This is a genomic window from Thiobacter subterraneus, assembly GCF_055379455.1.
The window spans coordinates 1,037,327-1,062,790 of record NZ_AP042402.1; the positions used below are offsets into that span (position 1 = coordinate 1,037,327).

A 25,464-nucleotide genomic window follows, 5' to 3' on the forward strand; every position below is an offset into this window, starting at 1 on the left:
CCGCGTCCGGCCGGGGAAACCCGGCCGGCTTTTTTTTGGAGGAACGATGGACGATTTTCTGTCGGCCGCCTGGGCCGAGCGTTACAAGGACATGTGGAACCGCAACGAGGCGCTGGTGTCGGGGCTCAAAGGATTTTCCGCCCTGATCGAATACGGCTGGGAGGATGGTTCCCGCCCCAGCGCCTTTCTCGAGGTGCACGACGGCCGGGCCGTGGGCACCGCCTTCGGCAGCCCGCCGCGCAAGCCGGATTTCGTGATGAAGGCCAGCGCGGAGAACTGGCAGCGCCTGCGCGAGGGTTCCCTCTCGGGCCGCGCCGCCCTCCTCACCAAGAAGCTCAAGTTCCAGGGCTCCATGATCACCGCCATGAAATACATGGGGCCCTTCGAACAGAGCATCGCCCTGCTGGGCAAAGCCTGAGCCCCGCTCCCGAAGCCCCTCCCCAGTCCTGCGCCTTCCCCTGGCGGAGGGGCCTTGTGCGGGCGCGGCCTCAGCCGCGATCACCAAGCTGTTTGCTGCCACCGGCTCGCCGCTGAAGCGCCTCCCACAATATGGCCCGACCCTTGTGGCAGTGGCTTCGTGGGCGCGGCTTCAGCCGCGATCACCAGGACTTTCTGCTGCACCGGCTCGCCGCTGAAGCGCCTCCCACAATATGGCCCCGACCCTTGTGGCTTCGTGGGAGCGGCTTCAGCCGCGATCACCAGGACTTTCTGCTGGCCCGGGTCGCCGCTGAAGCGCCTCCCGAGAAAAAATGGCGGCACGGGGCCGCCAAAGGCTCTCTTGGGCTGAGAGGAGGGACTTCAGTCGCGAGTGCTGGGCAGCACCACCGGATAGCCGTTGCTCAGGGCGGTCAGGAAGACCTCGAGATCCGTGTATTCCTGGCTGCCGATCTTGAGCGGCTGCACCCCGCTGTTGCGGTTGCATTCGGTGAAGCGCACATGGAGCGACTGCAGTTCATCCTTGCCGCGCCAGGTGGGCCAGTGTCCCGCGTCCCCGTAATGGGTGGTGGGCGTCTGGCCGCGCAGGTTCTTGCCCGCCAGCGAGACATGGCAGGTGGCGCAGGAGAAATTGGTCCAGCCAGCCCTCATGTGGAAGAGCTTCTTGCCCCGCTCGAAGGCGCTCTTCATGGGCTCCCTGCTCACATCGAGGTTGACGGGCATGCCGTTGCTGAAGGTGCCGATGTAGATGGACACTGCGGAGTTGTCGTAGCTGCCGTTCTCCAGCTTCATGCCCTGCTTCGCAGCGCAGTACTCGATGCGCGCCTCCATCCCCACGATGCGTTTCATGTCCTCGTCGTAGCGGGGATAGGTGAGACGAAGCCCCTTGAGATCCCCGTTGCGGGCGCCCATGCAGCGGGCGAATTCGCCGTTGGCGTTGAGTTTCTTGTACAGCTCTTCGCCCCGCGCCTCCGCTTCGTGTCCGCCATGCAGGCTGTCGTTGAAGGGGGGGTCCTTGAATTTCCAGTTCACCGTCCAGGAGGTCGTGGCGCCATAGGCCCGGTCCGTATCGATACGCCTGGGATCCTTCCAGTACTGGTAAGTGTTGGTGTGGCGCGCATCATCCGCTGCCTTGGGCTGCGTGCCGTAGTCAAGGAAGGGCGTGTATTCGCGGTACACGCCGTCCGCCGCGGCCGCCCCCCCGGCCATGGCCAGGGCCAGGGAAGTGGCGAGAATCGTCTTTTTCATTTGCATCCTCCGCGCATCACTTCAGGGTTTGCAGGAAGGCCACGATGTCCCGGATCTCCTGATCCGAGAGCACACCGTTGGTGCCGTAGGGCGGCATCACGGTGTCCGGATTGGCCACGCGCCGGTCCCAGATCTGCTGGTAGAGGTGGGCATCGCTATAGCCCCAGCTGCCAACCTTGAGCAAGGAAGGACCGCCGCTGCCGGGTTGGGCATCGCCGGGCAGGGCATGGCAGGCCCAGCAGTTCCCCTTCTGGGTGTTCATGGCCAGCTTCTTGCCGTTCTCCGGATTGCCATTGAGGGGCGCCTTGAATTCGACCTTCTGCGGCTTGCGAGTGGGCATCCGGTCTTCGTAGCTCAGGGACGGCCAGCGGGAGAGGTCCTGGCGGTGCTCCTGGTACTTGAGCGTGCCGCTGTTCTTTACCGGAAGGGGCCACAAGGTCTTGTTCCGACCTTCGGGGTTGTAGAGGATGTTGGATGGCCGCGCGGCGGTCTCCCCGCCGGTGCTGGCGCAGCCGGCGAGCATCACGCCCACGGCCACGGCGGCAAGGCCTTGCTGGATTTTCATGGGTGTCGTCTCCTCTTCGCGTCAAAAGACACCCTTTCCTAGCAAGGGGCGTGCCAAGCGCGAACCCGCGCGGCAAGGTGTTGATTCAGCACGCCCGGAGCAAAGAAGGGCGGGACGCGCCTGATCGTCTGACGGGTCATCCTGACCCGCCGGGCTGCGGCCCATGGGTCAATTTGACCCAGTCAGCAAGATTCCTGGCCGGCGAGCTTGCGCAGCAGGGTCTTGTAGCCGATCCCCAGCACGCGCGCGGCCTCGGCCTTGTTGTGTCCGCAGCGCTCCAGGATGGTGTGGATGTAGCGCAGCTCCATTTCGGCCAGCGTCGCGGGCCGGTCGGGGCTGCTGCCTTCCTCGAGCCAGCCACGGCCGCCCAGGTTTTCGGGCAGCACGGCAAGGGGCAGTTCCAGCGCGCCTTCGGGACAGAGGATCACGGCCTGTTCGATGACGTTTTCGAGTTCCCGCACGTTGCCCGGCCAGTCGGCCTGCGTCAGGGCAAGCAGGGTCTCCGGCGCGAGCCGGCGGACCCGCCGGCCATGGGCGCGGGCGTAGCGGTGGAGGAAGGCCTCGGCCAGCAGGCCGATGTCCTCGCGCCGCTCCCGCAGGGGCGGCAGACGCACGTAGAGCACCTTGATGCGGTGGTAGAGATCGCGCCGGAAAGCTTCCTGGGCGACCTTTTCTTCCAGGGAGACGTTGGCCGCCGCGAGCAGGCGGAAATCCACCGGGTATTCCCGCTCCGCGCCCAGGGGGCGCACCCGCCTGTCCTGCAGCACCCGCAGCAGCTTGGCCTGCAGCAGGGGACTCATGGCGTGGATCTCGTCGAGGAACAGGCTGCCGCCGTCGGCCTCCCGGATGAGGCCCGGCCGGTCGCGGCTGGCGCCGGTGAAGGCACCCTTCACGTAGCCGAACAGCTCCGCTTCCGCCAGCGTGTCGGGAATGGCGGCCATGTTGAGGGCCACGAAGGGCCCCTGACCGGCATGCAGGGCGCGCGCCACCAGCTCCTTGCCGGTACCGCTTTCCCCCTCGATCAGGACGTTGGCGCGGGTGGCGCGCACCTGGCGGATCCAGGCCTTGAGCCGCGCCATGGCGGGGCTTTCTCCCAGCAGGGCTTCCAGCTCTGGATCGCGCGCGGCCAGGCGGGCTTCCCGCTCCCGCGCGGCGATCTCCCGGCCGGCCTTGGCCAGCACCAGCTCCACCGCATCCAGCCCGAAGGGTTTGGCCAGGAAGTCGAAAGCCCCCGCCTTCACGGCGCGTACCGCGTTGTCCAGGGTGGCGTGGGCACTCACCACGATCACCGGCAGGCCGGGATCGTGGGCCTGGCAGGCACGGATCACCTCGAAGCCGTCCGCACCGGGCATCATGAGGTCCGTGAACACCACCTGCGGGCGCGCCTCTTCCAGGAGCAGCCGGGGCTCCTCCACGGCATTGACCACGGTCACCTGATGGGGCCCGCAGGACGCCAGCATGCGTGCCAGCAGCGCGGCCACGTCGGGCTCGTCCTCCAGCACGAGGATGCGGTAACCGGTCCCGGACGGTGACTGGGTTTCAGCAGACTGCGCCATACGCTACATTGCCGGAATCATCGTTTCAGCCCGCATTGTGCCATGAGCGAAACCCTTGCCGCGCCGCTCAAGCCCAGCCTGTCCCGCCCGCTGCGTCCGGGCCTGGTCACCGAGCTCATCCTGGCGGCCGTCGCCAGCGTGCTTTTGATCGGTGGTCTGCTGTTTTTGGGCATCGACCACTTCGTGAGCCAGCGCTTCGCTGAATTCGCCGCCCAGCGCCAGATGCGCGCCGGCCAGCAGGTCCAGGCCGCCATCGGCCGCGAACTGGCCGCCCTGGACCATCTGGCGGAACTGTTGAGCCACGACGCGGAACTGGCCAACGCGACCTACTACCACCTCTACCTGGAAGGCGAGGCGAGCCACCCCGCCGAGGCCGTGGCACGCATTGCCCGGACCTTCCAACTGGATGCGGTGCGACTGTGGGAATCCACCGGCCGTCTGATCGCCGCCGCGCCGGCCCTCACGCCCCCCGTGAGCCCACCCAGCGACCTGGACCGGGGCGAGGCGCGGGTGGTATGGATCGACGGCGCGCCCTGGCTCGCCGCCAGCGCCCCCGTGAGCCGGGCCGGCAACCCCATGGCCCTGCTGTGGCTCGCCCGCCCCCTGGGCAGCGTGGTGGCAGAAATGTATCCCCCCCAGGGCGAGATTCGCGTCGCCCTGGCACGCCCGGATACCCCCGCCAGCGGCCAGCGCGTGACGCTGCCCACCGCGGGGAGTCCGGTGTGGCTGGACGTGCGCGTGGACGACAGTGTGGAACGGGCGCTGGCCCAGGTGAAAAGGCTGCTGGCGTGGCTCATGCCCAGCGCAGGCGCCCTGCTGGCGCTCATTTTGGGAATCACCCTGCGCCGCCGCCTGGCCCCCCTGGCGGAGCTCACCGCCGCCGTCGGCGCGGTGGGGCGCGGCGAGTTCCGACCCGTGGCCCCCGTGGCAGGCAACAACGAAATCGCCCGGCTGGTGATGGCCTTCAACACCATGACGGCAGATCTGGCACGTTTGCGGGAGCTGGAACGCCAGATGGAACAGCAGGCGCGCCTGTCGGCCATCGGCCGCATGGCGGCGCGCGTGGCCCACGACATCAACAACCCCCTGTCGGTGATCCGCGGCGTGGCGGAGCTGGATGCGCGCGAGGCGGAGCGCTCGGGCAACGAGGCACGCCTGAAGGATGCGCGTCTGGTGCTGCACCACGTGGAACGCTGCATGCGCACCGTGGACCAGCTGCTTGCCTATGGCCGCCCGGTGCGCCTGCAGACGGAGTCCACCGATCTCGTCCCCCTCTGCCGCGCCATCGTCGGCCGCTGGCAGGCCCGCCACCCGGATGTCACCCTGGAGTGGAGCGACGAAGGCGAGCCCCTGCCGGTGAGCGTGGATGCCTATCAGCTGGAACGGGTGCTGGACAATCTGCTGGACAATGCCCGCGACGCCGCGCCCCACACGCCGATCAGCGTCAGGCTTGCACGGGAGGACGACCACGCCGTGCTGCGGGTGCGCGACCAGGGACCGGGCTTCTCGGCGGAAGCGCGCGCCCACCTGTTCGAGCCCTTCTACACCACCAAGCGCGGCGGCAGCGGCCTGGGGCTGGCGAGCGCCGCCGCCATCGTGCACGCCCATGGGGGCAGTCTGGCCCTGGGCGAAGGCCCGGGCGGAGAACTGATCCTGCGCCTGCCCCTTCAGGTCCAGCGCAGCGGCCGATAGTCCGCCTCCTCGGCGGAAACCGGCACTAGGGCACGCGCCACAATGGCCTGCCCCTGGGGCCCGTAGAGGAAGTCGAACCAGGGGCGCATCTCCGGCCGCCATTCCCGCCAGATCACGGACAGCGGACCGTGCAGGCGGTACCGCCCGCTTTTCACGGCCCACGCGCCGGGCCGCACGCCGTTGACCGCCAGCAGACGCAGACGCCCGGCCTCCACCAGCGGTTTGGCGAACACGTAACTGACGATGCCCAGGCTGCCGGGAAAACGTGACACGAGCTCGGTGATCTGCTCATCCCGTTCCACGAACAGGCCGCGCGGTGACCAGTCGGCGCCGCGCCCGATGATGAGCTCCCGCACCGGTTCGAAATAGTCCGGGCAATGCTTGCGCGCCACCAGGGCGATGGCGCGGTCCTCGCCGCCCAGCTCGCGCCAGCGGGTGACGCGCCCGCGGGCGATGGCGCGCAGGGCGTCGAAGCTCACGTTTTCCAGGGGATTGCCGGGATGCACGATCACCACCTTCATGTCCCGGGCCACCAGCAGCCAGGGCAGCCCTTCGCCCCGCGACCCCTGCACCGGGCAGCACATGCCTCCCAGTTCCGCCAGGCCCCGGCGCACGGTGGTGATGCCGTCATCGCAGCCGCCGCCCGCCACCCACACACGCTCACCGTGGGGACCGCGGTAGGCATCGGCCAGCTCGCGGAAGGCACCGTGGGTGAGGATGTGGGTGCCCTGGTAGCGCAGCACCCCCGGCCGGGGCGGTGGCAGGGAGGCGGGCATGAAGCCGGCCGGGCGGGTGCGGCAGACGCTTTCCGCCAGGAGATCTTCCACCCCGGCACGGGACCGGCCGGCCGGGGGGACCGCCAGGGCCAGTGCGGAGAGCAAAAAATGTCGGCGGTTCATCATGGGTGTTCCCGGGTCACCCCCCATTATCGCGCAAATCCCCTGGCGGGCCATGCGCGCCGGGCCGGCCCCTGCGACAATTGGTCGCAAGCCGGCGGCAGTGGTTCTGGCATCATGAAAGGCTCTTCACCATTTGCGCAAGGAGAACATACATGAACCGTCTCGCCCTCATGGCCGCCCTGACCGCCTTCGTCGCCACCGGCGCGCTCGCCCAGGTGGACGTCAAGGATCCCTGGGTGCGCGCCACGGTGCCGGCGCAGACCGCCACCGGCGCCTTCATGGAGCTCACGGCCAAGGAAGACGCACGCCTGGTGGCGGCACGCTCGCCCGTGGCCCGGACCGTGGAGATCCACGAAATGAAAATGGAAGGCGGCGTCATGAAAATGCGCGCCATCCCCGGCCTGGAGCTACCCGCGGGCAAAGCCGTGGCACTCAGTCCCAGCGGTTACCACATCATGCTCATGGGTCTGAAAGGCCAGGTCAAGGCAGGCGACAGCGTGCCCCTGACTTTGGTGGTGGAAACGAAGGGCGGCAGGCAGGAAATCGAGGTCAAGGCGCAGGCCAAGGCCCTGGCCGAAGCCCACGGGCATCACCACCACTGAACCGGCGCGGCGGCCGGATGCCGCCTCCCGCCTTCATTCATGGTCGGGTTTGACCCCGGTCCCCCCTCACAGGAAACGGTCCAGGATGCGCCGGCTGGCCCGGTCCAGCTGCATCAGGTCGCGAATGAAGAACTGGATGCCGTGGCTGTCCACCACGATCAGGCTGTGGGCGCCCAGGGGACGCAGGTCTTCCTCGCCCTTGAGGGTGAGTTGGGTGCGGCCCCGGTCGGTCTCCACCTCCCATACGCTGGGCGTGGCGAAGCTGGAGACTTTCACGATGCGCCGGATCTCCGGCATGAACTCCCGGCTGGCCAGGGCCTCTTCGATCAAAGCCCGGCGGGGGGCGTCCAGCTGATCCAGGGCGGGAATCCACAGGCGTTCGTGGCCATCGCTTCCCACCAGGGCCACGCCCTCGCGCGGCGCGGTGATGGGAAAGGCACGCACCGGCACCACGCCCTCGTAGCGGCTGCCATCCGGCAGGACCAGCACCAGACGGCCGAAGGCATTGCGGGTGAGCTGGAATTCCGGGCTCATGGCGCGCTGGCCGCCTTCACCACCGCCGGGATCTCCGGCTCCATTTCATCCGGCTCGGTATCCACGTTGCGCGCCTGGGCCTGATACAGGCGCCAGTAATGTCCCTGGTGGGCCATGAGTTCGTCGTGGGTGCCGATCTCCACGATGCGGCCCCGGTCCATCACCACCAGTCGGTCCGCCCGGCGCAGCGTGGACAAACGATGGGCGATGGCGATGGTGGTGCGTCCCGCCACCAGGTTGTCCAGGGCCTTCTGGATTTCCTTTTCGGTTTCCGTGTCCACTGAGCTGGTGGCCTCGTCCAGGATCAGGATGCGCGGGTCGATGAGCAGCGCGCGGGCGATGGAGATGCGCTGACGCTCGCCCCCGGACAGGCCATGCCCCCGCTCGCCCACCAGGGAATCGTAGGCCTGGGGCAGGCGCAGCACGAATTCGTGGGCATGGGCGGCCCGCGCGGCGGCGACGATCTCCTGGCGTGTGGCGGCGGGTTTGCCGTAGGCGATGTTCTCGGCGATGGTGCCGAAGAACAGGAAGGGCTCCTGCAGCACCAGGCCGATGTGGCGCCGGTATTCGGCGATGGGCAGCTGGCGCACGTCCACGCCATCCACCAGGATGGCGCCTTCGCTCACGTCGTAGAAGCGGCAGATGAGGTTGACCAGGGTGCTCTTGCCGGAACCGGAGTGACCCACCAGGCCGATCATTTCGCCGGGTTCGATCACCAGATTGATGTCGTGCAGCACCGCGCGGTTGCCGTAGCGGAAGCCCACCTGCTTCAGTTCGATGCGCCCCTTCACTTCCGGCAGATGTACCGGGCGCGCCGGTTCCGGCACCGTGGAGACGTGGTCCAGAATGTCGAAGATGCGCTTGGCGCCGGCGGCCGCCTTTTGCGTGACGGAGACGATGCGGCTCATGGAATCGAGGCGGGTGTAGAAGCGCCCGATGTAGGCCAGAAAGGCCGTGAGCACGCCCACGGTGATCTGATTGCGGGAGACCTGCCAGATGCCGAACGCCCACACCACCAGCAGACCGATTTCCGTGAGCAGGGTCACGGTGGGCGAGAACAGGGACCAGGTGCGGTTGAGGCGGTCGTTCACCACCAGGTTGTGGCGGTTCGCCTCGCGGAAACGCTCCGCCTCCCGTTCCTCCTGGGCGAAGGCCTTGACCACCCGGATGCCCGGAATGGTGTCGGCCAGCACGCTGGTGACCTGGGACCAGACGCGGTCGATCTTTTCGAAGCCGGTGCGCAGCCGGTCGCGCACCAGATGGATCATCCAGGCGATGAAGGGCAGCGGCAGCAGGGTCACCAGGGCCAGCCAGGCATTGATGGAAAACAGGATGGCCGCCGTCATCAGGATCATCAGCACGTCGGTGGCGAAATCCAGCAGGTGCAGGGACAGGAAGACGTTGATGCGGTCGGTCTCGGAGCCGATGCGGGCCATGAGATCGCCGGTGCGCTTGCTGCCGAAATACTCCAGGGACAGGCGCAGCAGGTGTTCATAGGTGGTGGTGCGCAGGTCCATGCCGATGCGCTCCGACACCAGCGCCAGGATGTAGGTCCGGGCCCAGCCCAGTGCCCAGGCTAGCAGTGCCGCGCCCAGGAGCCCCGCGAGCAGGAGGATCACCAGGCGGGTGTCGATGGGCTGGCCGTTCTGGTAGGGAATCAGCACGTCGTCCATCAGGGGCATGGTGAGGTAGGGCGGCACCAGCCCCGCCGCGGTGGAGGCCAGGGTGAGCAGGAAGGCGGCGAACAGCCGGTCCCGGTAGGGGCGCGCGAAGCGCCACAGGCGCAGCAGCACCCAGGTGGACGGCGGCTCCTCCGTCTCCCGGGCGCACAGGGGACAGGCCTCGGCCTCCGGGGGCAGGGGCGCACCGCAGGTGGGACACAGGCTTTCCGTCTCGGGCGCCAGGGGCTGGCGCTTGAGCCAGGCGGCCAGCGCCCGCCCGAACTGGCGCACCAGGCGGGTGGCGGCGAGATTGTGCCCCAGGGTGTAATGCCACACCGCGAGCCGGCCATCCTCATCCATCAGCTCCAGCGTGCCCACGCCGGCGTGGTCCGACTGCTCCAGCCGCAGCCCCGGCCGCAGGTCCCAGGCCTGCCAGTCGGCTGCTTCGGGGGGCCGCGCCAGCAGGCGCCGGTCGGTGACGGCCAGCCAGCCGCGCCCGAAGTTGAGCCCCGCGTCCAAGTCGAGCTCGAGGGTCGCAAGGAGGGTTTCCCCTCCCTGCAGGGGAGGATCGGGTTGGCGGGGTGTTGTCATCGGAAAGTGCAGGCTGTGCGTTAGATGCTCGAAAAACGGGTGGCGCAGCCGGTGGTTGACCGGGATGGGCCGCCTGCCGGACACGACCCCCAGGCCATGTAGGAAAGGCGCTTTTCGGTTATGCTTCGCAATTTTTCGCAGGAGCGGCCCTGTGCCGCATTATATCCCAGTGCTTCCATCCTCCTTCGTCTGGCCGATGCCCACGCAACGGACTGCGGCCAGAGACGCCCCATCATGACCAGACGATCCATCGAATTTCTGCGCATCATCCATCTGCGCGGCCCCAACATGTGGACCTACCGCCCGGTGCTGGAAGCCTGGGTGGACATCGGCGATCTGGAAGACGCCCCCTCCAACACCATCCCGGGCTTCTACGAACGCCTCACCGGCTGGCTGCCGGGACTGGTGGAACACCGCTGCGGCGTGGGTGAACGGGGCGGCTTCCTGCTGCGCCTGCGGGAAGGCACCTGGCCGGCCCACATCCTGGAGCACGTCACCATCGAGCTCATGAATTTGGCGGGCATGAAGGTGGGCTTTGGCAAGGCCCGCAGCACGCCGGTGCGCGGGGTGTACAAGGTGGTGGTGCGCACCCGCCACGAGGAAGTGGGCCGCGCCTGCCTGGAAGCCGGGCGCGACCTGGTGATGGCCGCCATCGAGGACACGCCCTTCGACGTGGCGGGCACCATCGCCCGCCTGCGCGAGCTGGCCGACCGGCTGTGCCTGGGACCTTCCACCGCCTCCATCGTCGATGCCGCCACGGAGCGCGGCATTCCCCACATCCGCCTCACCGACGGCAACCTGGTGCAGCTCGGCTACGGGGCGCAGAGCCGGCGCATCTGGACCGCCGAGACCGACCGCACGCCGGCCATCGCCGAATCCATCGCCGGCGACAAGGATCTCACCAAGCGCCTGCTCGCCGCCTGCGGCGTGCCGGTTCCCCAGGGCAGCATCGTCAAAACGCCCGCGGAGGCCTGGGAAGCGGCCCAGGACATCGGTCTGCCGGTGGCGGTGAAACCGGTGGATGCCAACCACGGCCGGGGCGTGTCCCTCGATCTCAGGACCCGGGAGGAAATCGAGGCCGCTTTCCATCTCGCCGAACGGGAGGGCAGCGAGGTGATCGTGGAGCGCTTCGTGCCCGGCAACGAACACCGCCTGCTGGTGGTGGGCGGCAAAGTGGTCGCCGCCGCCAAGGGGGAAAGCGCCTGGATCACGGGTGATGGCCGTTCCACCGTGGCGGAACTGATCGACAGCCAGATCAACACCGATCCGCGCCGCGGCACCACCGAGGACTATCCCCTGAACGTGATCCGCATCGAGGAGGATCCGGCCGTGGAACTGGAGCTTTTGCGCCAGGGTTGGCGCGGCGGGGACGTGCCTCCCGCCGGCGCGCGCATCCTGGTCCAGCGCAATGGCAATGTGGCCTTCGACGTCACCGACCGGGTGCATCCGGAAGTGGCGGCCGCGGCCTCCCTGGCGGCACGCATCGTGGGGCTGGACGTGGCGGGCATCGACCTCGTGGCGGAGGACATCTCCCGGCCCCTGGAGGAACAGGGTGGCGCCATCGTGGAAGTCAACGCCGGGCCCGGCCTGCTCATGCACCTGAAGCCGGCGGAGGGCCAACCGCGCCCCGTGGGACGCGCCATCGTCGCTCACCTGTTCCCGGACAACAGCACCGGCCGCATTCCCATCGTGGGCGTCACCGGCCGGCGCGGCACCACCCTGATCGCGCGCCTGACCACCCTGCTTTTGCAGCTGGCCGGCCGGCGCACGGGCCTTGCCTGCCGCGACGGTGTGTTCTTCGACCGCCGCCATGTGAGCAGCCATGACGGCTGCCGCTGGATCGCCGGGCACCAGCTGCTGATGAACCGCATGGCCGACGCCGCGGTGTTCGAAAGCCCCGCCGAACTGATCCTCGACGAGGGTCTGCCCTACGACCGCTGCCAGGTGGGCATCGTCACCGATGTCTCGGGGTGGGAGCGCCTGGCGCGCTACTACATCCAGGATGCGGACCAGCTCTACACCGTACTGCGCACCCAGGTGGACGTGGTCCTGCCCCAGGGCGTGGCCGTGCTCAACGCCCACGATCCCCTGGCCGTGAAGATGGCACAGCTGTGTGACGGCGCCGTCATCCTCTACGCCCGCGACGGCGGTATCGAGGCCCTCGCCCGGCATCGCGCCCAGGGCGGTCAGGCACTGTTCGTGCGCGAGGGTCACATCATCCGTGCCAATGGGCTCGAGGAAAGCGTGTTCACGCGGCTCGACGGCATCGCCCTCCTCGCCCATGCCGGGGACACGGAACGGGAGGCGGTGCTCGCCGCCATCGCCGCCGGTCTCGCCCTCGGCCTGCCGGAGGATCTCATCCGCACCGGCATCGAAACCTGCGAGCCGGCCCAAGTGGGCCTTTCCGCCTGAAGGATACGCCATGGAAATCCAACGCGTGCGCGCCCTGCGCGGCCCCAATCTGTGGAGCCGCCACACCTCCCTCGAGGCCCTGGTGGTCCTTGCGCCGGATGAAATCCGCATCGGCGAAATCCCTGCATTCGAAACCCGGTTGCGGGCGCGCTTTCCGGACATCGGTGCCATGCGTCCCATAGGTTTCGAGGGCGACATCTCCCTGGCCCATGCCCTGGGTTTCGCTGCCCTGGGGCTGCAGGCCCAGGCCGGCTGTCCGGTCAGTTTCTGCCACACGGCGCCGACGGTGGAGCCGGGCACCTATTTGGTGGTGTTCGAATATACCGAGGAGGCCGTGGGCCGCCTCGCCCTGGAGCTCGCGACACGATTGATCCAGGCCGCGCGGGAGGATGCCCCGTTCGACCTCGCCGAAGCGCTTTCCCGCCTGCGGGAGCTGGACGAGGACGTGCGCCTGGGGCCCTCCACCGGCGCCATCGTGCAGGCGGCGCTGGCCCGCGGCATTCCCTACCGGCGGCTCACCGAAGGCAGCATGGTGCAGTTCGGCTGGGGCGCCAGGCAGCGGCGCATCCAGGCCGCGGAGACCGACTGGTCCAGCGCCATCGCCGAGGACATCGCCAAGGACAAGGATCTCACCAAGATGCTGCTCGAGGCCGCCGGCGTGCCGGTGCCAGCCGGCCGGCCGGTGAGCGACCCCGACACCGGCTGGCACATCGCCCAGTCCATTGGTCTGCCGGTGGTGGTGAAGCCGCGCGATGGCAACCAGGGCAAGGGGGTGACGGTGAACGTCACCGACCGCGAGCAGTTCCTGCGTGCCTTTGCCGCCGCCGCGGAATTCGGCCCGGAGGTGCTGGTGGAACGCTTCATCCCGGGCCACGACCACCGCCTGCTGGTGGTGGGACACCAGATGGTGGCTGCCGCCCGGCGCGAGCCACCCCACGTGATCGGCGACGGGGTGCACACCGTGCGCGAGCTGGTGGATCAGGTGAACGCCGACCCACGCCGCGGCGAAGGGCACGCCACGCTGCTCACCAAGATCCGCTTCGACGACATCGCCCTCGCCCAGCTCGCCGCCCAGGGGTTGAGTGCCGACTCCATCCCGGAGAAGGGCCGGCGTGTACTGCTGCGCAACAACGCCAACCTGTCCACCGGCGGCACCGCCACCGACGTCACCGACGACGTGCATCCGGAAGTGGCGGCGCGTGCGGTGGAGGCAGCGCAGATGGTGGGGCTGGACATCTGCGGCGTGGACGTGGTGTGCGAGACGGTGATGAAGCCACTGGAGGAACAGGGCGGCGGCATCGTGGAAGTGAATGCCGCCCCGGGACTGCGCATGCATCTCGCCCCCTCCTTTGGCAAGCCCCGCCCGGTAGGGGAAGCCATCATCAACTGGATGTTCCCGCCGGGGGAGGATGGCCGCATCCCGCTGGTGGCCGTCACCGGCACCAATGGCAAGACCACCACGGTGCGCCTCATCGCCCACCTGCTGACCCTGGCCGGGCATCGCGTGGGCATGGCCCTCACCGACGGTGTGTTCGTCAACGGCAAACAGATCGACAGCGGTGACTGCAGCGGCCCGAAGAGTGCACGCAACGTGCTCATGCATCCAGACGTGGATGCCGCGGTGCTGGAAACCGCCCGCGGCGGTCTGCTGCGCGAGGGACTGGGCTTCGACCGCTGCAAGGTGGCCGTGGTCACCAACGTGGGCAGCGGCGACCATCTGGGCCTCAACTTTATCCAGAGCGTGGAAGAGCTGGCGGTCTTGAAACGGGTGATCGTGCAGAATGTCGCGCCGGATGGCGTGGCGGTACTCAATGCCTGCGACGCGCGCGTCGCCGAGATGGCGAGCCACTGTCCCGGCAGCATCACCTTCTTCGCCCACGATGTGCACCATCCGGTGGCGGTGGCCCAGCGGGCACAGGGCAAGCGCCTGGTGTACCGCGAGGGGGGCGACATCGTCGCGGTGGAAGGCGCCTTCGAGCTGCGCATACCCTTGAGCGAAGTGCCCCTCACGCGCCATGGCAGCATCGGTTTCCAGGTCGACAATGCCATGGCCGCCATTGGGGCGGCCTGGGCGCTGGGCCTCGACTGGAACGTCATCCGCCGGGGGTTGGCCAGCTTCGTTTCCGATGTCTCGCGCACCCCCGGCCGTTTCAACGTGTTCGACTACCGTGGCGCCACCGTGATCGCCGACTACGGCCACAACGCGGACGCCATGCACGCCCTGGTGCAGGCCGTGGAAGCCATGCCGGCGCGGCGCCGCAGCGTGGTGCTGAGTGCCGCCGGAGACCGTCGCGACGAGGACATCCGGGCCCAGGCGGAGATCCTCGGCCATGCCTTCGATGACGTGATCCTCTACGAGGACGCCTGCCTGCGGGGACGCGCCCCCGGCGAAACCTTCGTGCTGTTGCGCGAGGGCCTGGCCCGGGCCCGTCGCGCGCAAAACATCCGGGAAATCCGCGGCGAGTTCGCCGCCATCGACCAGGCCCTGGCACAACTGCAGCCGGGCGACCTCTGCCTCATCCTGGTGGACCAGGTGGAGGCTGCGCTCGCGCACCTGCAAAGCCGCATCGCGCACGCCCAAGTGGCCTGATTGCCGACCCGCCGCACCCACCTCGGCGGCCCCCTCCGTTAAGCGGCGGTTAAGCCAACGCTCAGGCTGCTTTAAGGCGGCTGCGGCAGACTCCCGTTGCATGTCTCACGCAACCGGGGAGTCTCGTCATGAAAGCCGCCACCTTCACCCTTCTGCTGTTCACTGCGGGGAGCGCCCTTGCGGCACCGCCTGCCGAGCTGCTCGCCCACTATCGCGCCGAAGCCATGGGCTCGGCCCCCCAGTTCGTCCCTTCGGCCCAGCGCGGCGCCGAGTTCTACGCGCGCCGCTTCAACGTGTCGCCCAGGATGCCGGCCTGCGTGAGTTGCCACACCGACAAACCGACCCAGCCGGGCCGTCACGTGGTCACCGACAAGGCCATCCGGCCCCTCGCCCCGGCCGCCAATCCGGAGCGCTTCACCGATCTGGCCCGGGCGGAGAAGTGGTTCGGCCGCAACTGCAGGGAGGTGGTGGACCGCGCCTGCACCGCGGCGGAGAAGGCCGATTTCATCGCCTTCATGCTGGAGGCGCGGCCATGAAAGCGCATGTCCTGACCGGCCTCGTGCTCGTCTCCCTTTGCAGCCCGGTGCTGGCCGACAGGCAGGGGCTGCCCGCCGGTGCGCCGCCGGCCTTTCCGACCGAGTGCGGAAGCTGCCACGTCGCCTATCCACCGCAGTTTCTGCCTGCAGACGACTGGCGGCGCGTGATGGCGGGCCTCGACAAACACTACGGCGACAACGCCAGGCTCGATGAGCCGACGCGGCGTGCCATCGAAGACTTTCTCGTGCGCAATGCCGGCAGTCCGGCGAAGCTTGGCCGCAGCAACACGGCACGACAGCGTGAGTTGCCGCGGCTCACTGAGACGCCCTGGTTCCAGCGCGAGCACCAAGAGGTCCCCCCTGCCGAGTGGCGGCAGGTCAAGACACCGGCCAACTGCGCCGCCTGCCACACCCAGGCCGCGCAGGGCAGCTTCCGGGAGCGGGAAATCGTCATGCCAGGCGGCCGCCATTGGGAAGGAGATTGAAATGGAGAAGATCCTCGTCTGGGACTGGCCGGTGCGCATCGGCCACTGGCTGCTGGTGGCCGCCTTTGCCGTCGCCTGGCTCACGGGCGAAAGCGAAACCTGGCGGCGGGTCCATGCCTTTGCCGGCGGTGCGGTGGTGGGCGTGATGCTGTTCCGTCTCCTGTGGGGCTTTCTAGGCACCCGGCATGCACGCTTTGCCCGCTTCGTGAAAGCGCCGTCGGCCGCCCTCCTCTATCTCAGGGGTCTGCTCACGGGCCGTGCAGCGCCCACCACCGGCCACAATCCGGCAGGCGCCTGGGCGATCCTGCTGCTCCTTGGTCTGGGGCTCGCCACCGGCGGCACCGGCTGGCTGATCTACAACGATTGGGGCGGTCACTGGCTCGGGGAACTGCACGAAGGGCTCGCGAATACCCTGCTGATGGTCGTCGGCGTGCATGTCGCCGGGGTGGTCGTCGGCAGCCTCGTGCATGGGGAAAACCTGGTGCGGGCGATGATCACCGGCATGAAGCACGGCAGGCCGGAAGAGGCGATCGCCTCGGCGCGCGCCTGGGCAGTCCCGCTGCTCCTCGCGGGCACCCTGGCGACGGCGTGGTTCCTAACCCGTTAGCGGGCGGCCAGCAGGCGCTCCACGACTTCGTAGAAATGGCGCACGTCGAGGGGCTTGGTGAGATATTCGGCGAAACCCGCCGCCCGTCCCCGTTCCACCTCCCGCGGGGTGGCGCCAGCAGTGAGCGCCACCACGGGCACGGCAGCCATGCCCGGCAGGGCACGCAGGCGCGCAAGCAGGGCATAACCGTCCATTTCCGGCAGGTTGATGTCCAGGAGCACCAGATCGGGCACGCGCGCCGCAGCGATATTGAGGGCCGCCTGGGGAGTGGCGGCACCGAAGAATTCCACACCGGGCCGGCGTGCGAGGAGCTGGGCCACGAGGCGCATGTTGGCCGGATTGTCCTCCACGTAGAGTACCGCCAGGCGCCGCGCTTCGGCCGCCGGCGCCGCCGTCCGGGCGGTTTCCCGACTGCCCCTTGGTGCCTGCGCCGGTGTGGCCGCCGGCAACCACACCCAGAAGGTGCTGCCGCGACCGGGTTGGCTGTCCACACCGATGCGCCCGCCCATCATTTCCGTGAAGCGGCGCGCGATCACCAGCCCAATGCCGGTGCCCTCCACGTCAGTGCGTTCCGCCCCCAGGCGGTTGAAGGCCTGGAACAGCTCATGCTGTTTTTCCGGGGCGATGCCCGGCCCCGTGTCGCGCACGCTGATGCGCACACCGTGGCCCTCCGGGGCTGCCTGCAGGTGCGCCTCGCCACCCTTGCGGTTGTACTTGATGGCATTGGTGAGGAGGTTGGCCACCACCTGGCGCAGGCGCAGCCGGTCGGCCTGGACCACCAGGGGAACGGGTTCCACCCGCAGCGTCACCTCGCGCTCGGCCGCCTGGGCTGACACGAGGCTTGCGCACTCCCGGAACAGTTCGTCGCAGGGGACCGGCTCCAGGGAGAGGTCCACCCGCCCCGCCTCCACCTTCGCGAGGTCGAGCACGTCGTTGATGAGTCCCAGCAGGCGCCGGCCGGCCCGCAGGATTTCCTGCACGGCCTGCCGGTGTTCCTCGGGCAGGGCGGCATCCATGTCCATGAGCTGGGCGAAACCGAGAATGGCGTTCATGGGCGTACGCAGTTCATGGCTCATGCTGGAGAGGAACTCGGACTTGGCCCGGTTGGCCCGCTCCGCCGCTTCCCGGGCCTGTTCCGCCTGTTCCTTCGCCGCCACCAGCGCAAGCTCCGTTTCCTTGAGGGAGGTCACGTCCTGCACCGTGCCGATCAGGCGCACCGGGCGCCCGGAAGCATCCCGATGAAACTGGGCGAGTTCCCGCACCCAGCGCACCGTCCCGTCCGGACGCACGATGCGGTGCACCACGTTGTGGACCCCAGTCTCGGCGGCCCGCCGCTCGCTGGCGCGCACCTTCTCCACGTCGTCCGGATGCACCGCGGCATAAAAGGCCTCCACGCTGGGCGTGAAGGTCGCGGGATCGTAGCCGAAGATCTCGAATACCTGTTCCGACCAGAACAGGCTGCCCGTGACCAGGTCCGCTTCCCAGTGTCCGAGCCGGGCGATGCGCTGGGCCTCCTCCAGCCGGCCGCGGCTTTCGGCCAGCGCAAGTTCCGCCGTCTTGCGGGCATGAATGTCCTGCACCACGCCCAGCATGTGCAGCGGCGTGCCATCGGCTGCCCGCCTGACCGCCCCGCGTTCCAGCAGCCAGCGAACGCTGCCGTCGGGCCACACCACGCGGTGTTCGATCTCGTAGGGCACGTCCCGCTCGACCGCGGAATTGATGGCCTCGATCACCCGCTCACGGTCATCCGGATGCACCGCGGCCAGGAAATTCTCATAGGAAGTCTCCAGCGCCCCCTCGGGATAGCCGAACAGCGCCGGAATGCGTTCCGACCAGTACAGCTCGCCGGTCTGGATGTTCCAGTCCCAGGTGCCGATGTTGGCATAGCGCTGGCTGCGGCGCAGCCGCTCCTCGCGCTTTTCCAGATCCCGCTGCAGTTTTACGAGGCCCGACACATCGGTGCCGGTACCGATCAGCACCGGCCCGGATTCCGTCTCGAAGCGGGAGGACTGGAACAGAAAGGGAATGCGCCGGCCGTCCCGGGTATAGAGATCCGCCTGCACCTCGCACTGGCCTTCGGCGAAGCCCCGCTGGGCCATGGTGCGCACCAGTTCCCGCTGCTCCGGCGCCACCAGTTCCCAGGCGGGCAGGGCCGCCAGCTCCTCCCGGGAATATCCCGTCAGCTCGGGAAGCTGCCGGTTGAAGCGCAGAAGACGGCCCGCCTGGTCCACCACCTGGAAGGTGCCCCGGATGGCGTTGATCGCCGCGTCAAAGAAATCCCGCTCGGCCCGCAGTTGCTCCTGGGTCTCGACCAGATCCGTGACCTCGGTGCGGATGGAAATGTACTGGCGGGGTTTGCCCGCCTCGTCGAGGATGGGCACGATCGAGGATTCCACCCAGTACAGGCTGCCGTCCTTGCGCCGGTTGCAGATCACACCCTGCCACACCCGGCCGGCGGAGATGGTCTGCCACATTTCCGCGTAGAAGCTGTCCGGGTGCCGGCCGGATTTGAGCAGACGGTGGGTCTGGCCGATGAGTTCGTCACGGCGATAGCCGCTGATGGTCTCGAACTTGGCATTGACGTCGAGGATCACGCCCCGGGCGTCGGTGATGCTCAGGATGGCGTGCTGGTCGAGGGCGAAGCGGAAGTTGGCGGTTTCCCGCACCGCCTCGCGCAGGCGTTGCTCCATCTCCCTGCGCTTGGTGACGTCGGTTTCGATGGCCAGGAAACCTTCCAGCCGGCCGTTCTCGTCGTAGAGGGGCGAGCAGCGGATCTCCACCCAGTAGGCCCGTCCCTCCCGGTCGTAGTTGACCAGTTCCGACGTGAATCCCCGCCCCGCCTCCAGCGCGGCATGGATGCGGGCCACCTCGTCCCGGTCGGTGTCCGGCCCCTGCAGGAGCTCCCCGGGCTTGCGTCCCCGCAGATCCTCCAGCCGGTAGCCGCAAAGCCGGTAGAAGCCGTCGTTCACCCATTCGGTGCGGCCTTCGGCATCCGTGATGATGACGGCATTGGTAGTATCGCTCGCGATGCGGGAAAGCAGCCGCAGGCGGCGTGCCAGGTCGTGGGAAAGGAGCGATTTGTCGTCGGGCATGGATACGGTCCGTGCCGGCGGCGGGCGGCAGTCAGGTCGTCCGCCCTGTATCGGCGGGCGGCGCCCAAACTTGAGGCCGCCCCGGGGGTTGTCAGGGCGCCGGCTCCAGCCGGGTCACCGTGAGCGCGCCGTCTATGCGTTCGGCGTGGAAGCGCACCCGATCCCCCACCTTCAACCCTTCCAGCAGGCGGGGATCGGCGACCCGGAACACCATGGTCATGGCACCCATGCCCAGGTTTTCCAGGGGGCCGTGGCGCAGGGTGAGCCGGTTGCCGGCGCGGTCCACTTTGCGCACCTCGCCTTCGGCGAGAAACGACCCGGTGGTGGGTGCCACGTGTTCGTGCGCGTGGACATGTTCCTGGGCGGCAACCGGAGCAGGCAGGGGCAGCAGCGCGGCCAGAACGGCGGTGAGTACGAGGCAATGCTTGCCAGACATGTATGACTCCTTATTCTCAATGGTGACGATGACCGCCGGGCTTGACCACGCTGAGCGGGGCCGTGCCGGCCGCCTGGGATTCCCTGCGTGGCGGTTCGGGCGTGTCCTGCGTCCATTCCCGCGCCAGGGTGCCCGGCGGATGGCGGTACCAGCCGGGATCACGGTAGTCACCGGGCTTCACGTCCGGGTGCACCTTCACCACACTGAACATGCCTCCCATCTCGATGGGACCGAAGGGCCCCTGTCCCGTCATCATGGGCAGGGTGTTGTCGGGCAGGGGCATTTCCATGCTGCCCATCTCGGCCATTCCCGCCGACCCCATGGCCATGTAGTCCGGCACGAGCTTGAGGATTTTTTCGGTGATGCCCTTCTGGTCCACCCCGATGAGGGTGGGCACGGCGTGGCCCATGGCGTTCATGGTGTGGTGCGACTTGTGGCAGTGGATGGCCCAGTCCCCCGGATGCACGGCATCGAACTCGATGGCCCGCATCTGACCGACGGCGCAGTCCACCGTCACTTCCGGCCAGCGGGCGGACTTGGGCACCCAGCCGCCATCGGTGCCGGTGACCTCGAAATCGTAACCGTGCAGGTGGATCGGATGATTGGTCATGGTGAGATTGCCGAAGCGGATGCGCACCCGGTCGCCCAGGCGCACCACGAACGGGTCGATGCCCGGAAACACCCGACTGTTCCAGGTCCACAGGTTGAATTCCAGCATGGTGTTGACCTTGGGCGTGTAGCTGCCGGGCTCGATGTCGTAGGCGGTCATGATGAACAGGAAGTCCCGGTCCACACGGTGATGGGCGGGATTGCGCGGATGCACGATCAGGCCGCCATACATGCCCATGGCCATCTGCACCATCTCGTCCGCGTGGGGGTGGTACATGAAGGTGCCGGACTTCTTCATTTCGAATTCATAGACGAAAGTCTTGCCGGGCTGGATCTGGGGCTGGGTGAGCCCGCCCACGCCGTCCATGCCGTTGGGCAGGAGGATGCCGTGCCAGTGCACGGTGGTGTGCTCGGGCAGCCGGTTGGTGACGAAGATGCGCACCTTGTCGCCTTCCACGCACTCGATGGTGGGGCCGGGGCTGGAACCGTTGTAGCCCCACATGTTGACCTTCATCCCCGGGGCGAACTCGCGCACCACCGGCTCGGCCACCAGGTGGAATTCCTTCCAGCCGTTCTTCATGCGGAAAGGCAGGCTCCAGCCATTGAGGGTGACGATGGGCCGGTAAGGTCGCCCGGCCGCGGGCATGGCCGGCGGCTGGGTGGCGGGATCGCTGTGGCTCGTCACTTCGGGCAGGGCCGCCAGCGCCGCCCTGCCCACCACGCCGCCGCCCAGCAGGGCCGCGGCCTTCAGAAACTTTCTGCGTGTCGTCATCTGTCCATTCCTTTTCCCGTCCGCCGGTGCCCGGCCAGGCTGCGGCACCGGGCAAACCGTCTCAATGTCCGCCGTCGGCCGCGGCGACCGGCGCGGCAAAGGCCACCCCGCGCACGCCACCCACGGCGAGGGCGGTGTTCAGGTCCGTCTCGGCCAGCCAGAAGTCCCGCAGGGCGGTGATGGAGGCACTCACCGCGGCGATTTGGCTGCGTGTGTCGGCCAGCAATTCGAACACACCGATCAGCATGCCGTTGTAGCGCAGCAGCTGTTCCTCCGAGATGCGTTTGGCTGCGGGCACGATTTCGTCGCGGTAATGGCGGGCGAGATCGTAGGCGGTGCGGTAGGCGTTGTAGGCCTCGCGCACTTCCGAGCGGGCGTTGACGGCGATCTCCACGAGCCGGTTCACGGCCTGCATGTACACCGCCTCGGCCCGGGCCACCTTGGCCTCGCCGAAATCGAACAGGGGAATGGAGAGTTCGATTTCGTAGCCGGTCTGGCGCGGCTCGCCGGTGGTGCTGTTGCGCAGGTAACCAGCTTCCAGCACGTTGACGAAACGGGTGGCGCGGGTGAGGCCCAGGGAAGCCGCCAGGCCGTCCACCTCCCGGCGCGCCATGGCGATGTCCAGCCGGCGCCGGAGGGCGGCTGCCTCCAGTTCCCTTTCCTCCCGGACCGCGGCCGGCAGCTCCGGCAGCCGCTCAGGCAGGCGGAAGGCGGTCTGCTCGCCAAACAGCCCCAAAAGGCGGATGAGCCGCTCGCGGCTGCGCAGCGCCCGTTCCCGGGCGCGGGCGAGCTCGGCCACCGCCTCGGCATAGAACACCTGCTGGCGCAGGGCGTCGAGCCGATTGAGATTGCCCACCGCCGCCATGCGCCGGGCAAGTTCCGCCCCGGCGTCCGCCGCTTCCTTCACGCTTTCCAGGTAATGCACGGCCTGCTCCGCGGCCACCGCCTCATACCAGGCGCGGCGGGTGTCGGCGGCCAGCCGCAGCACTTCGCGGCTCACCCGCAACTTCGTCTGCTCGAAACGGCGTGTCTCGATCTGGGTGCGGGTGGAAAGGGTGAGCAGGCCCAGCACGTCGAACAGGAACTTGCGCTCGATGTCCACGATCTCGCCGTTTTGGCCGTCGCGTGCGAGGCGCGTGAAGGTGAAACCGGGATTGCGCAGACGCCCCGCCTGCACCAGCGCGGCCTCGGCGATGCCCAGCTCGGCGTAGGTGGCCTGCAGCCCCCGATTGTTGAGCAACGCCACCTGCACCGCATCGTCCACGGACAGGGGCTGGGCGAGCAGGCGCTGCACTTCCTCGCGCAGAGTCTCCCGCTCGGCATCGCTGCGGGCCCAGCGCACCGTCTTGCCCAGTTCGGCCGAGGCGTGTGCCGCCACGGCATCGAACCCGTGATCCGGACTGAGACTCGCGCAACCGGCGAGCCCCCCCAGCAGCGCGGCCAGCGGCAACGCGCCCAGGAATCTTGTCCTTGCCATGCCTGCGCTCCTCAGTGGTGATGGGGGTGCGGGTGATGATGGTCCATCGGCGCCTCCCGGGACGCGGCATCGGCGCCGGCCGCGGCCGGCGCGCCGGCGCCGGTCACCCCGGCATTGGCCGCGCGCCAGTCGAGGCGCTCGGGCTCCGCCAGCGGACGGTAGTCGGCAAAGGCGGACACGTACTGCCATGGCGGCACCGGCAGGGCCGGATCGGCAGGATCGGGAACACCGGCGAGCGCCGGCAGGGCAGCCGCCAGACAGGCAGCCACCGGGATGCGTTTGAGCGTCTTCATGAAGCACTCCGTTACCTGAAACGCGGGCGCAGGCCCGCTCCCCGACCGGCAGCGCGTGCCGGTCACCCGGGTCAGAGGGCAACGGTGTGCCGGGGAGGACGCTCCGGACCTTCGGGGTGAAAGCCCGTATAGGGCTGGACGAGGAAGACGGGCAGGACGGCCTGCCCCGGCATTCCCGTCAGCGGCGGTGTCACGGGCATGGCGTTGACGTAGAGACAGCAGTCGCCGCACACCTGGCAGCCTGCCCACCCATGGCCGCCATGGGCACCGTCGTGGGATGGCAGGGGATGGGAATGGGCGGCACCGTCATGCCCGTGCTGCGGGGCGTGGGCCGCCGCGGCATGTCCCACCGCGGCGGCGGCCACCCCCCCGTGACCTGCACAGCCCAGCATGGTCACTGCCCCCACCGCCCGCAGGGGCAGGGTGAGGACAAGCACCAACAGGACAAACAAGGCAGGCGTGCGGGACATGGCAGCCGGTTCCCAAGGCAGTGGACCGAGTCTAGCAATGCCGGCGCGGCCGCGGCAAGGCCGACCGCAAAATATCGCTGGACACGCCCGCTGCGGGTGCGTAGGATGCACAGCCTCGTGCCGCGCCGGCCCGTCCGTGTGCGGCACACCATCGTCCCCGACCTCTTTGTCACCGCCCGCGCGGTGCACGCCGAAACGGTTGGCGCCGGTGTAAAACGCCAATCGGCCGTTCCCGTTCCTGATTCCGAATCAAGCCGGGCTGCACGATTGTTTTCGGGGCACCCCGGTTTTCCGGTCAGCCCTCATCTGGCGCGCCGCCATCGGCATGCGCCGCATTCTTGAAGGTAACCATGACTTTTGCCGAACTCGGCCTCGATGAGGCCCTCCTGAACGCTTTGGCCGCGAGCGGCTACCAGCAGCCCACCGCCGTGCAGGCGCAGGCCATTCCCGCGGCGCTGGCGGGCCGCGATCTGCTCGTTTCCTCCCCCACCGGCAGCGGCAAGACCGCTGCCTTCCTGCTGCCCGCCCTGCAGCGGCTGGCCCGGCCTGCCGCCGGTGCGGGGCGGGGCCCCCGCCTGCTGGTGCTCACCCCCACGCGCGAGCTCGCCCTGCAGGTGGAAAAGGCCGCGCGCACCTACGGCCGGCATCTGCACGGCCTGCGCAGCGCGGCGCTGGTGGGCGGCAGCCCCTATGGACTTCAGCTCAAGGCCCTGTCCCAGCCGGTGGACATCGTCATCGCCACCCCCGGCCGTCTCATGGATCACCTGGAACGCGGCCGCATCGATTTCGCGCGCCTGGAAACCCTGGTGCTGGACGAGGCCGACCGCATGCTGGACATGGGCTTCATCGACGACATCGAGACCATCGTGGGCGCCACGCCCGCCACGCGCCAGACTGTGCTGTTCTCCGCCACCCTGGACGGCGTGGTGGGCAAGCTGGCGCGCCGCCTCACCCGCGACCCGCAGCGCATCGAGATCACCGCCACGGAGGGTGCCCGCGCCAGGATCGACCAGCGCCTGATGTTCGCCGACGACGCGCGCCACAAGTCGCGCCTGCTGGACCATCTGCTGCGCGATGCCGGTCTCACCCAGGCGGTGGTGTTCATCGGCACCAAACGGGGGACGGAGGAACTGTCGGGCCGGCTGCGCGAGCAGGGCTTCGCCAGCGCCGCCCTGCATGGTGACATGCAGCAGCGGGAACGCAACCGCACCCTGGATGAGCTGCGGCGCGGCGCCACCCGGATCCTGGTGGCCACCGACGTGGCGGCGCGGGGCATCGACGTGGCGGGCATCAGCCACGTGATCAACTTCGAGCCGCCGCGCCAGGCGGAGGACTATGTGCACCGCATCGGCCGCACCGGCCGCGCCGGACGCAGCGGGGTGGCCATCACCCTGGCCACGCCCGAGGAACGGCGCATGATTCGCGAGATCGAGCGCTTCACCGGCGCACCCCTGGCCATCACCGCCATTCCGGGCCTGGAACCCAGGCCCCGGGCGGAACGTCCGGAAGGCCCCCGCCCCGGCTCCCGGCGCCGCCCGGCCGGCACCTTCAGACCCGACGGAGGCCGCGAGGGCTCAAGACGCGAAGGAGACGGACGCCTCGGCGCAAGGCCCGAGCCGGGCCATGCCCGCGACACGCGCCAAAGACCGGAAGACCGGCGTGCTGCCGAGGCCATCGGCAACCGCCCTGCCCGCCCCGAAGGGGAACGCGCCGGCCATGGCTTGGGCAGCCGCCGGCTCACCGGCTCCGGCCCCCTGCCCTCCGACTTTGGCGACCGCCGGGCCTACGGCCGCGGGGACCGCGGCACACGCAGCGGCCCGCGCGCCGCGGGACGCCGCGGGCGCTGACCCCCTTTCCGCCCGGAACCGAGCCGTGCCCGAAGGGGGCTAAAATGCCCCTTTG

Annotated in this window: 21 protein-coding genes; 9 read left to right on the plus strand and 12 right to left on the minus strand. The window is 68.7% G+C overall.

The window, feature by feature from the left end:
* The first annotated feature begins 46 nt into the window (after positions 1-46).
* Positions 47-418, plus strand: a complete 372-nt coding sequence (locus ACZ42P_RS05240; protein WP_464899026.1) for an SCP2 sterol-binding domain-containing protein — start codon at positions 47-49, stop codon at positions 416-418.
* 380 nt (positions 419-798) lie between these two features.
* Here ACZ42P_RS05240 and soxA read toward each other — a convergent pair whose 3' ends face one another.
* The 3 genes from soxA to ACZ42P_RS05255 form a co-directional block, all read right to left on the minus strand.
* The gene (gene soxA, locus ACZ42P_RS05245) at positions 799-1,683 is read right to left on the minus strand and encodes a sulfur oxidation c-type cytochrome SoxA (protein WP_464899027.1); all 885 of its coding nucleotides are present in this window, start codon (positions 1,681-1,683) and stop codon (positions 799-801) included.
* A gap of 16 nt (positions 1,684-1,699) precedes the next feature.
* Positions 1,700-2,248 carry a sulfur oxidation c-type cytochrome SoxX gene (gene soxX / locus ACZ42P_RS05250; RefSeq protein WP_464899028.1) on the minus strand — a complete coding sequence of 183 codons (549 nt, stop codon included), beginning with the start codon at positions 2,246-2,248 and terminating at the stop codon, positions 1,700-1,702.
* A 182-nt stretch (positions 2,249-2,430) separates the two neighbouring features.
* The gene (locus ACZ42P_RS05255; protein WP_464899029.1) at positions 2,431-3,804 is read right to left on the minus strand and encodes a sigma-54-dependent transcriptional regulator; all 1,374 of its coding nucleotides are present in this window, start codon (positions 3,802-3,804) and stop codon (positions 2,431-2,433) included.
* Between the two features lie 42 nt (positions 3,805-3,846).
* On the opposite strand from ACZ42P_RS05255, the gene ACZ42P_RS05260 reads away from it, so the two are divergent.
* On the plus strand, positions 3,847-5,496 hold the full coding sequence (locus ACZ42P_RS05260; protein ID WP_464899030.1) for an ATP-binding protein: 1,650 nt from the start codon (positions 3,847-3,849) through the stop codon (positions 5,494-5,496).
* Here the strand turns inward: ACZ42P_RS05260 and ACZ42P_RS05265 are convergent.
* The gene (locus tag ACZ42P_RS05265) at positions 5,472-6,398 is read right to left on the minus strand and encodes a type 2 periplasmic-binding domain-containing protein (protein WP_464899031.1); all 927 of its coding nucleotides are present in this window, start codon (positions 6,396-6,398) and stop codon (positions 5,472-5,474) included. The two genes, ACZ42P_RS05260 and ACZ42P_RS05265, sit on opposite strands and share 25 nt — an antisense overlap.
* A 149-nt stretch (positions 6,399-6,547) precedes the next feature.
* On the opposite strand from ACZ42P_RS05265, the gene ACZ42P_RS05270 reads away from it, so the two are divergent.
* Positions 6,548-6,997 (plus strand): copper chaperone PCu(A)C, encoded by a 450-nt coding sequence (locus ACZ42P_RS05270; RefSeq protein WP_464899032.1) that lies wholly within the window; start codon positions 6,548-6,550, stop codon positions 6,995-6,997.
* 66 nt (positions 6,998-7,063) lie between these two features.
* On the opposite strand, the gene ACZ42P_RS05275 is transcribed toward ACZ42P_RS05270, so the two are convergent.
* Both ACZ42P_RS05275 and ACZ42P_RS05280 read right to left on the minus strand, forming a co-directional pair.
* Positions 7,064-7,531 carry a cyanophycin metabolism-associated DUF1854 family protein gene (locus ACZ42P_RS05275; protein ID WP_464899033.1) on the minus strand — a complete coding sequence of 156 codons (468 nt, stop codon included), beginning with the start codon at positions 7,529-7,531 and terminating at the stop codon, positions 7,064-7,066.
* Positions 7,528-9,783: a cyanophycin metabolism-associated ABC transporter gene (locus tag ACZ42P_RS05280; protein WP_464899034.1), complete on the minus strand. Its 2,256-nt coding sequence runs from the start codon at positions 9,781-9,783 to the stop codon at positions 7,528-7,530. Before ACZ42P_RS05280 ends, ACZ42P_RS05275 begins: the two co-directional genes overlap by 4 nt.
* Positions 9,784-10,017: 234 nt before the next feature.
* Between ACZ42P_RS05280 and ACZ42P_RS05285 the strand changes: the two genes are divergently transcribed.
* The 5 genes from ACZ42P_RS05285 to ACZ42P_RS05305 all read left to right on the plus strand — a co-directional run bounded on the left by ACZ42P_RS05285 (position 10,018) and on the right by ACZ42P_RS05305 (position 16,413).
* Positions 10,018-12,195: a cyanophycin synthetase gene (locus ACZ42P_RS05285; protein ID WP_464899035.1), complete on the plus strand. Its 2,178-nt coding sequence runs from the start codon at positions 10,018-10,020 to the stop codon at positions 12,193-12,195.
* A 10-nt stretch (positions 12,196-12,205) separates the two neighbouring features.
* Positions 12,206-14,785 (plus strand): cyanophycin synthetase, encoded by a 2,580-nt coding sequence (gene cphA, locus ACZ42P_RS05290; RefSeq protein WP_464899036.1) that lies wholly within the window; start codon positions 12,206-12,208, stop codon positions 14,783-14,785.
* Between the two features lie 128 nt (positions 14,786-14,913).
* The gene (locus tag ACZ42P_RS05295; RefSeq protein WP_464899037.1) at positions 14,914-15,321 is read left to right on the plus strand and encodes a DUF1924 domain-containing protein; all 408 of its coding nucleotides are present in this window, start codon (positions 14,914-14,916) and stop codon (positions 15,319-15,321) included.
* Positions 15,318-15,806 carry a diheme cytochrome c gene (locus tag ACZ42P_RS05300; RefSeq protein WP_464899038.1) on the plus strand — a complete coding sequence of 163 codons (489 nt, stop codon included), beginning with the start codon at positions 15,318-15,320 and terminating at the stop codon, positions 15,804-15,806. Before ACZ42P_RS05295 ends, ACZ42P_RS05300 begins: the two co-directional genes overlap by 4 nt.
* Before the next feature lies 1 nt (position 15,807).
* Positions 15,808-16,413 carry a cytochrome b/b6 domain-containing protein gene (locus ACZ42P_RS05305; RefSeq protein ID WP_464899039.1) on the plus strand — a complete coding sequence of 202 codons (606 nt, stop codon included), beginning with the start codon at positions 15,808-15,810 and terminating at the stop codon, positions 16,411-16,413.
* Here ACZ42P_RS05305 and ACZ42P_RS05310 read toward each other — a convergent pair.
* The 6 genes from ACZ42P_RS05310 to ACZ42P_RS05335 form a co-directional block, all read right to left on the minus strand.
* Positions 16,410-19,505 (minus strand): PAS domain-containing hybrid sensor histidine kinase/response regulator, encoded by a 3,096-nt coding sequence (locus ACZ42P_RS05310; RefSeq protein WP_464899040.1) that lies wholly within the window; start codon positions 19,503-19,505, stop codon positions 16,410-16,412. The genes ACZ42P_RS05305 and ACZ42P_RS05310 overlap by 4 nt on opposite strands.
* Before the next feature lie 91 nt (positions 19,506-19,596).
* Positions 19,597-19,941 (minus strand): copper-binding protein, encoded by a 345-nt coding sequence (locus ACZ42P_RS05315; protein WP_464899041.1) that lies wholly within the window; start codon positions 19,939-19,941, stop codon positions 19,597-19,599.
* 16 nt (positions 19,942-19,957) lie between these two features.
* Positions 19,958-21,322 carry a multicopper oxidase family protein gene (locus ACZ42P_RS05320; RefSeq protein WP_464899042.1) on the minus strand — a complete coding sequence of 455 codons (1,365 nt, stop codon included), beginning with the start codon at positions 21,320-21,322 and terminating at the stop codon, positions 19,958-19,960.
* 61 nt (positions 21,323-21,383) lie between these two features.
* On the minus strand, positions 21,384-22,799 hold the full coding sequence (locus tag ACZ42P_RS05325) for a TolC family protein (protein WP_464899043.1): 1,416 nt from the start codon (positions 22,797-22,799) through the stop codon (positions 21,384-21,386).
* An 11-nt stretch (positions 22,800-22,810) separates the two neighbouring features.
* Positions 22,811-23,092 carry a hypothetical protein gene (locus ACZ42P_RS05330; RefSeq protein ID WP_464899044.1) on the minus strand — a complete coding sequence of 94 codons (282 nt, stop codon included), beginning with the start codon at positions 23,090-23,092 and terminating at the stop codon, positions 22,811-22,813.
* A 71-nt stretch (positions 23,093-23,163) separates the two neighbouring features.
* Positions 23,164-23,562 carry a hypothetical protein gene (locus tag ACZ42P_RS05335; protein WP_464899045.1) on the minus strand — a complete coding sequence of 133 codons (399 nt, stop codon included), beginning with the start codon at positions 23,560-23,562 and terminating at the stop codon, positions 23,164-23,166.
* 350 nt (positions 23,563-23,912) lie between these two features.
* Here ACZ42P_RS05335 and ACZ42P_RS05340 point away from each other — a divergent pair, with 350 nt between their 5' ends.
* Positions 23,913-25,409, plus strand: coding sequence for a DEAD/DEAH box helicase (locus ACZ42P_RS05340; RefSeq protein WP_464899046.1), 1,497 nt, complete (start codon positions 23,913-23,915; stop codon positions 25,407-25,409).
* Positions 25,410-25,464: the final 55 nt, after the last annotated feature.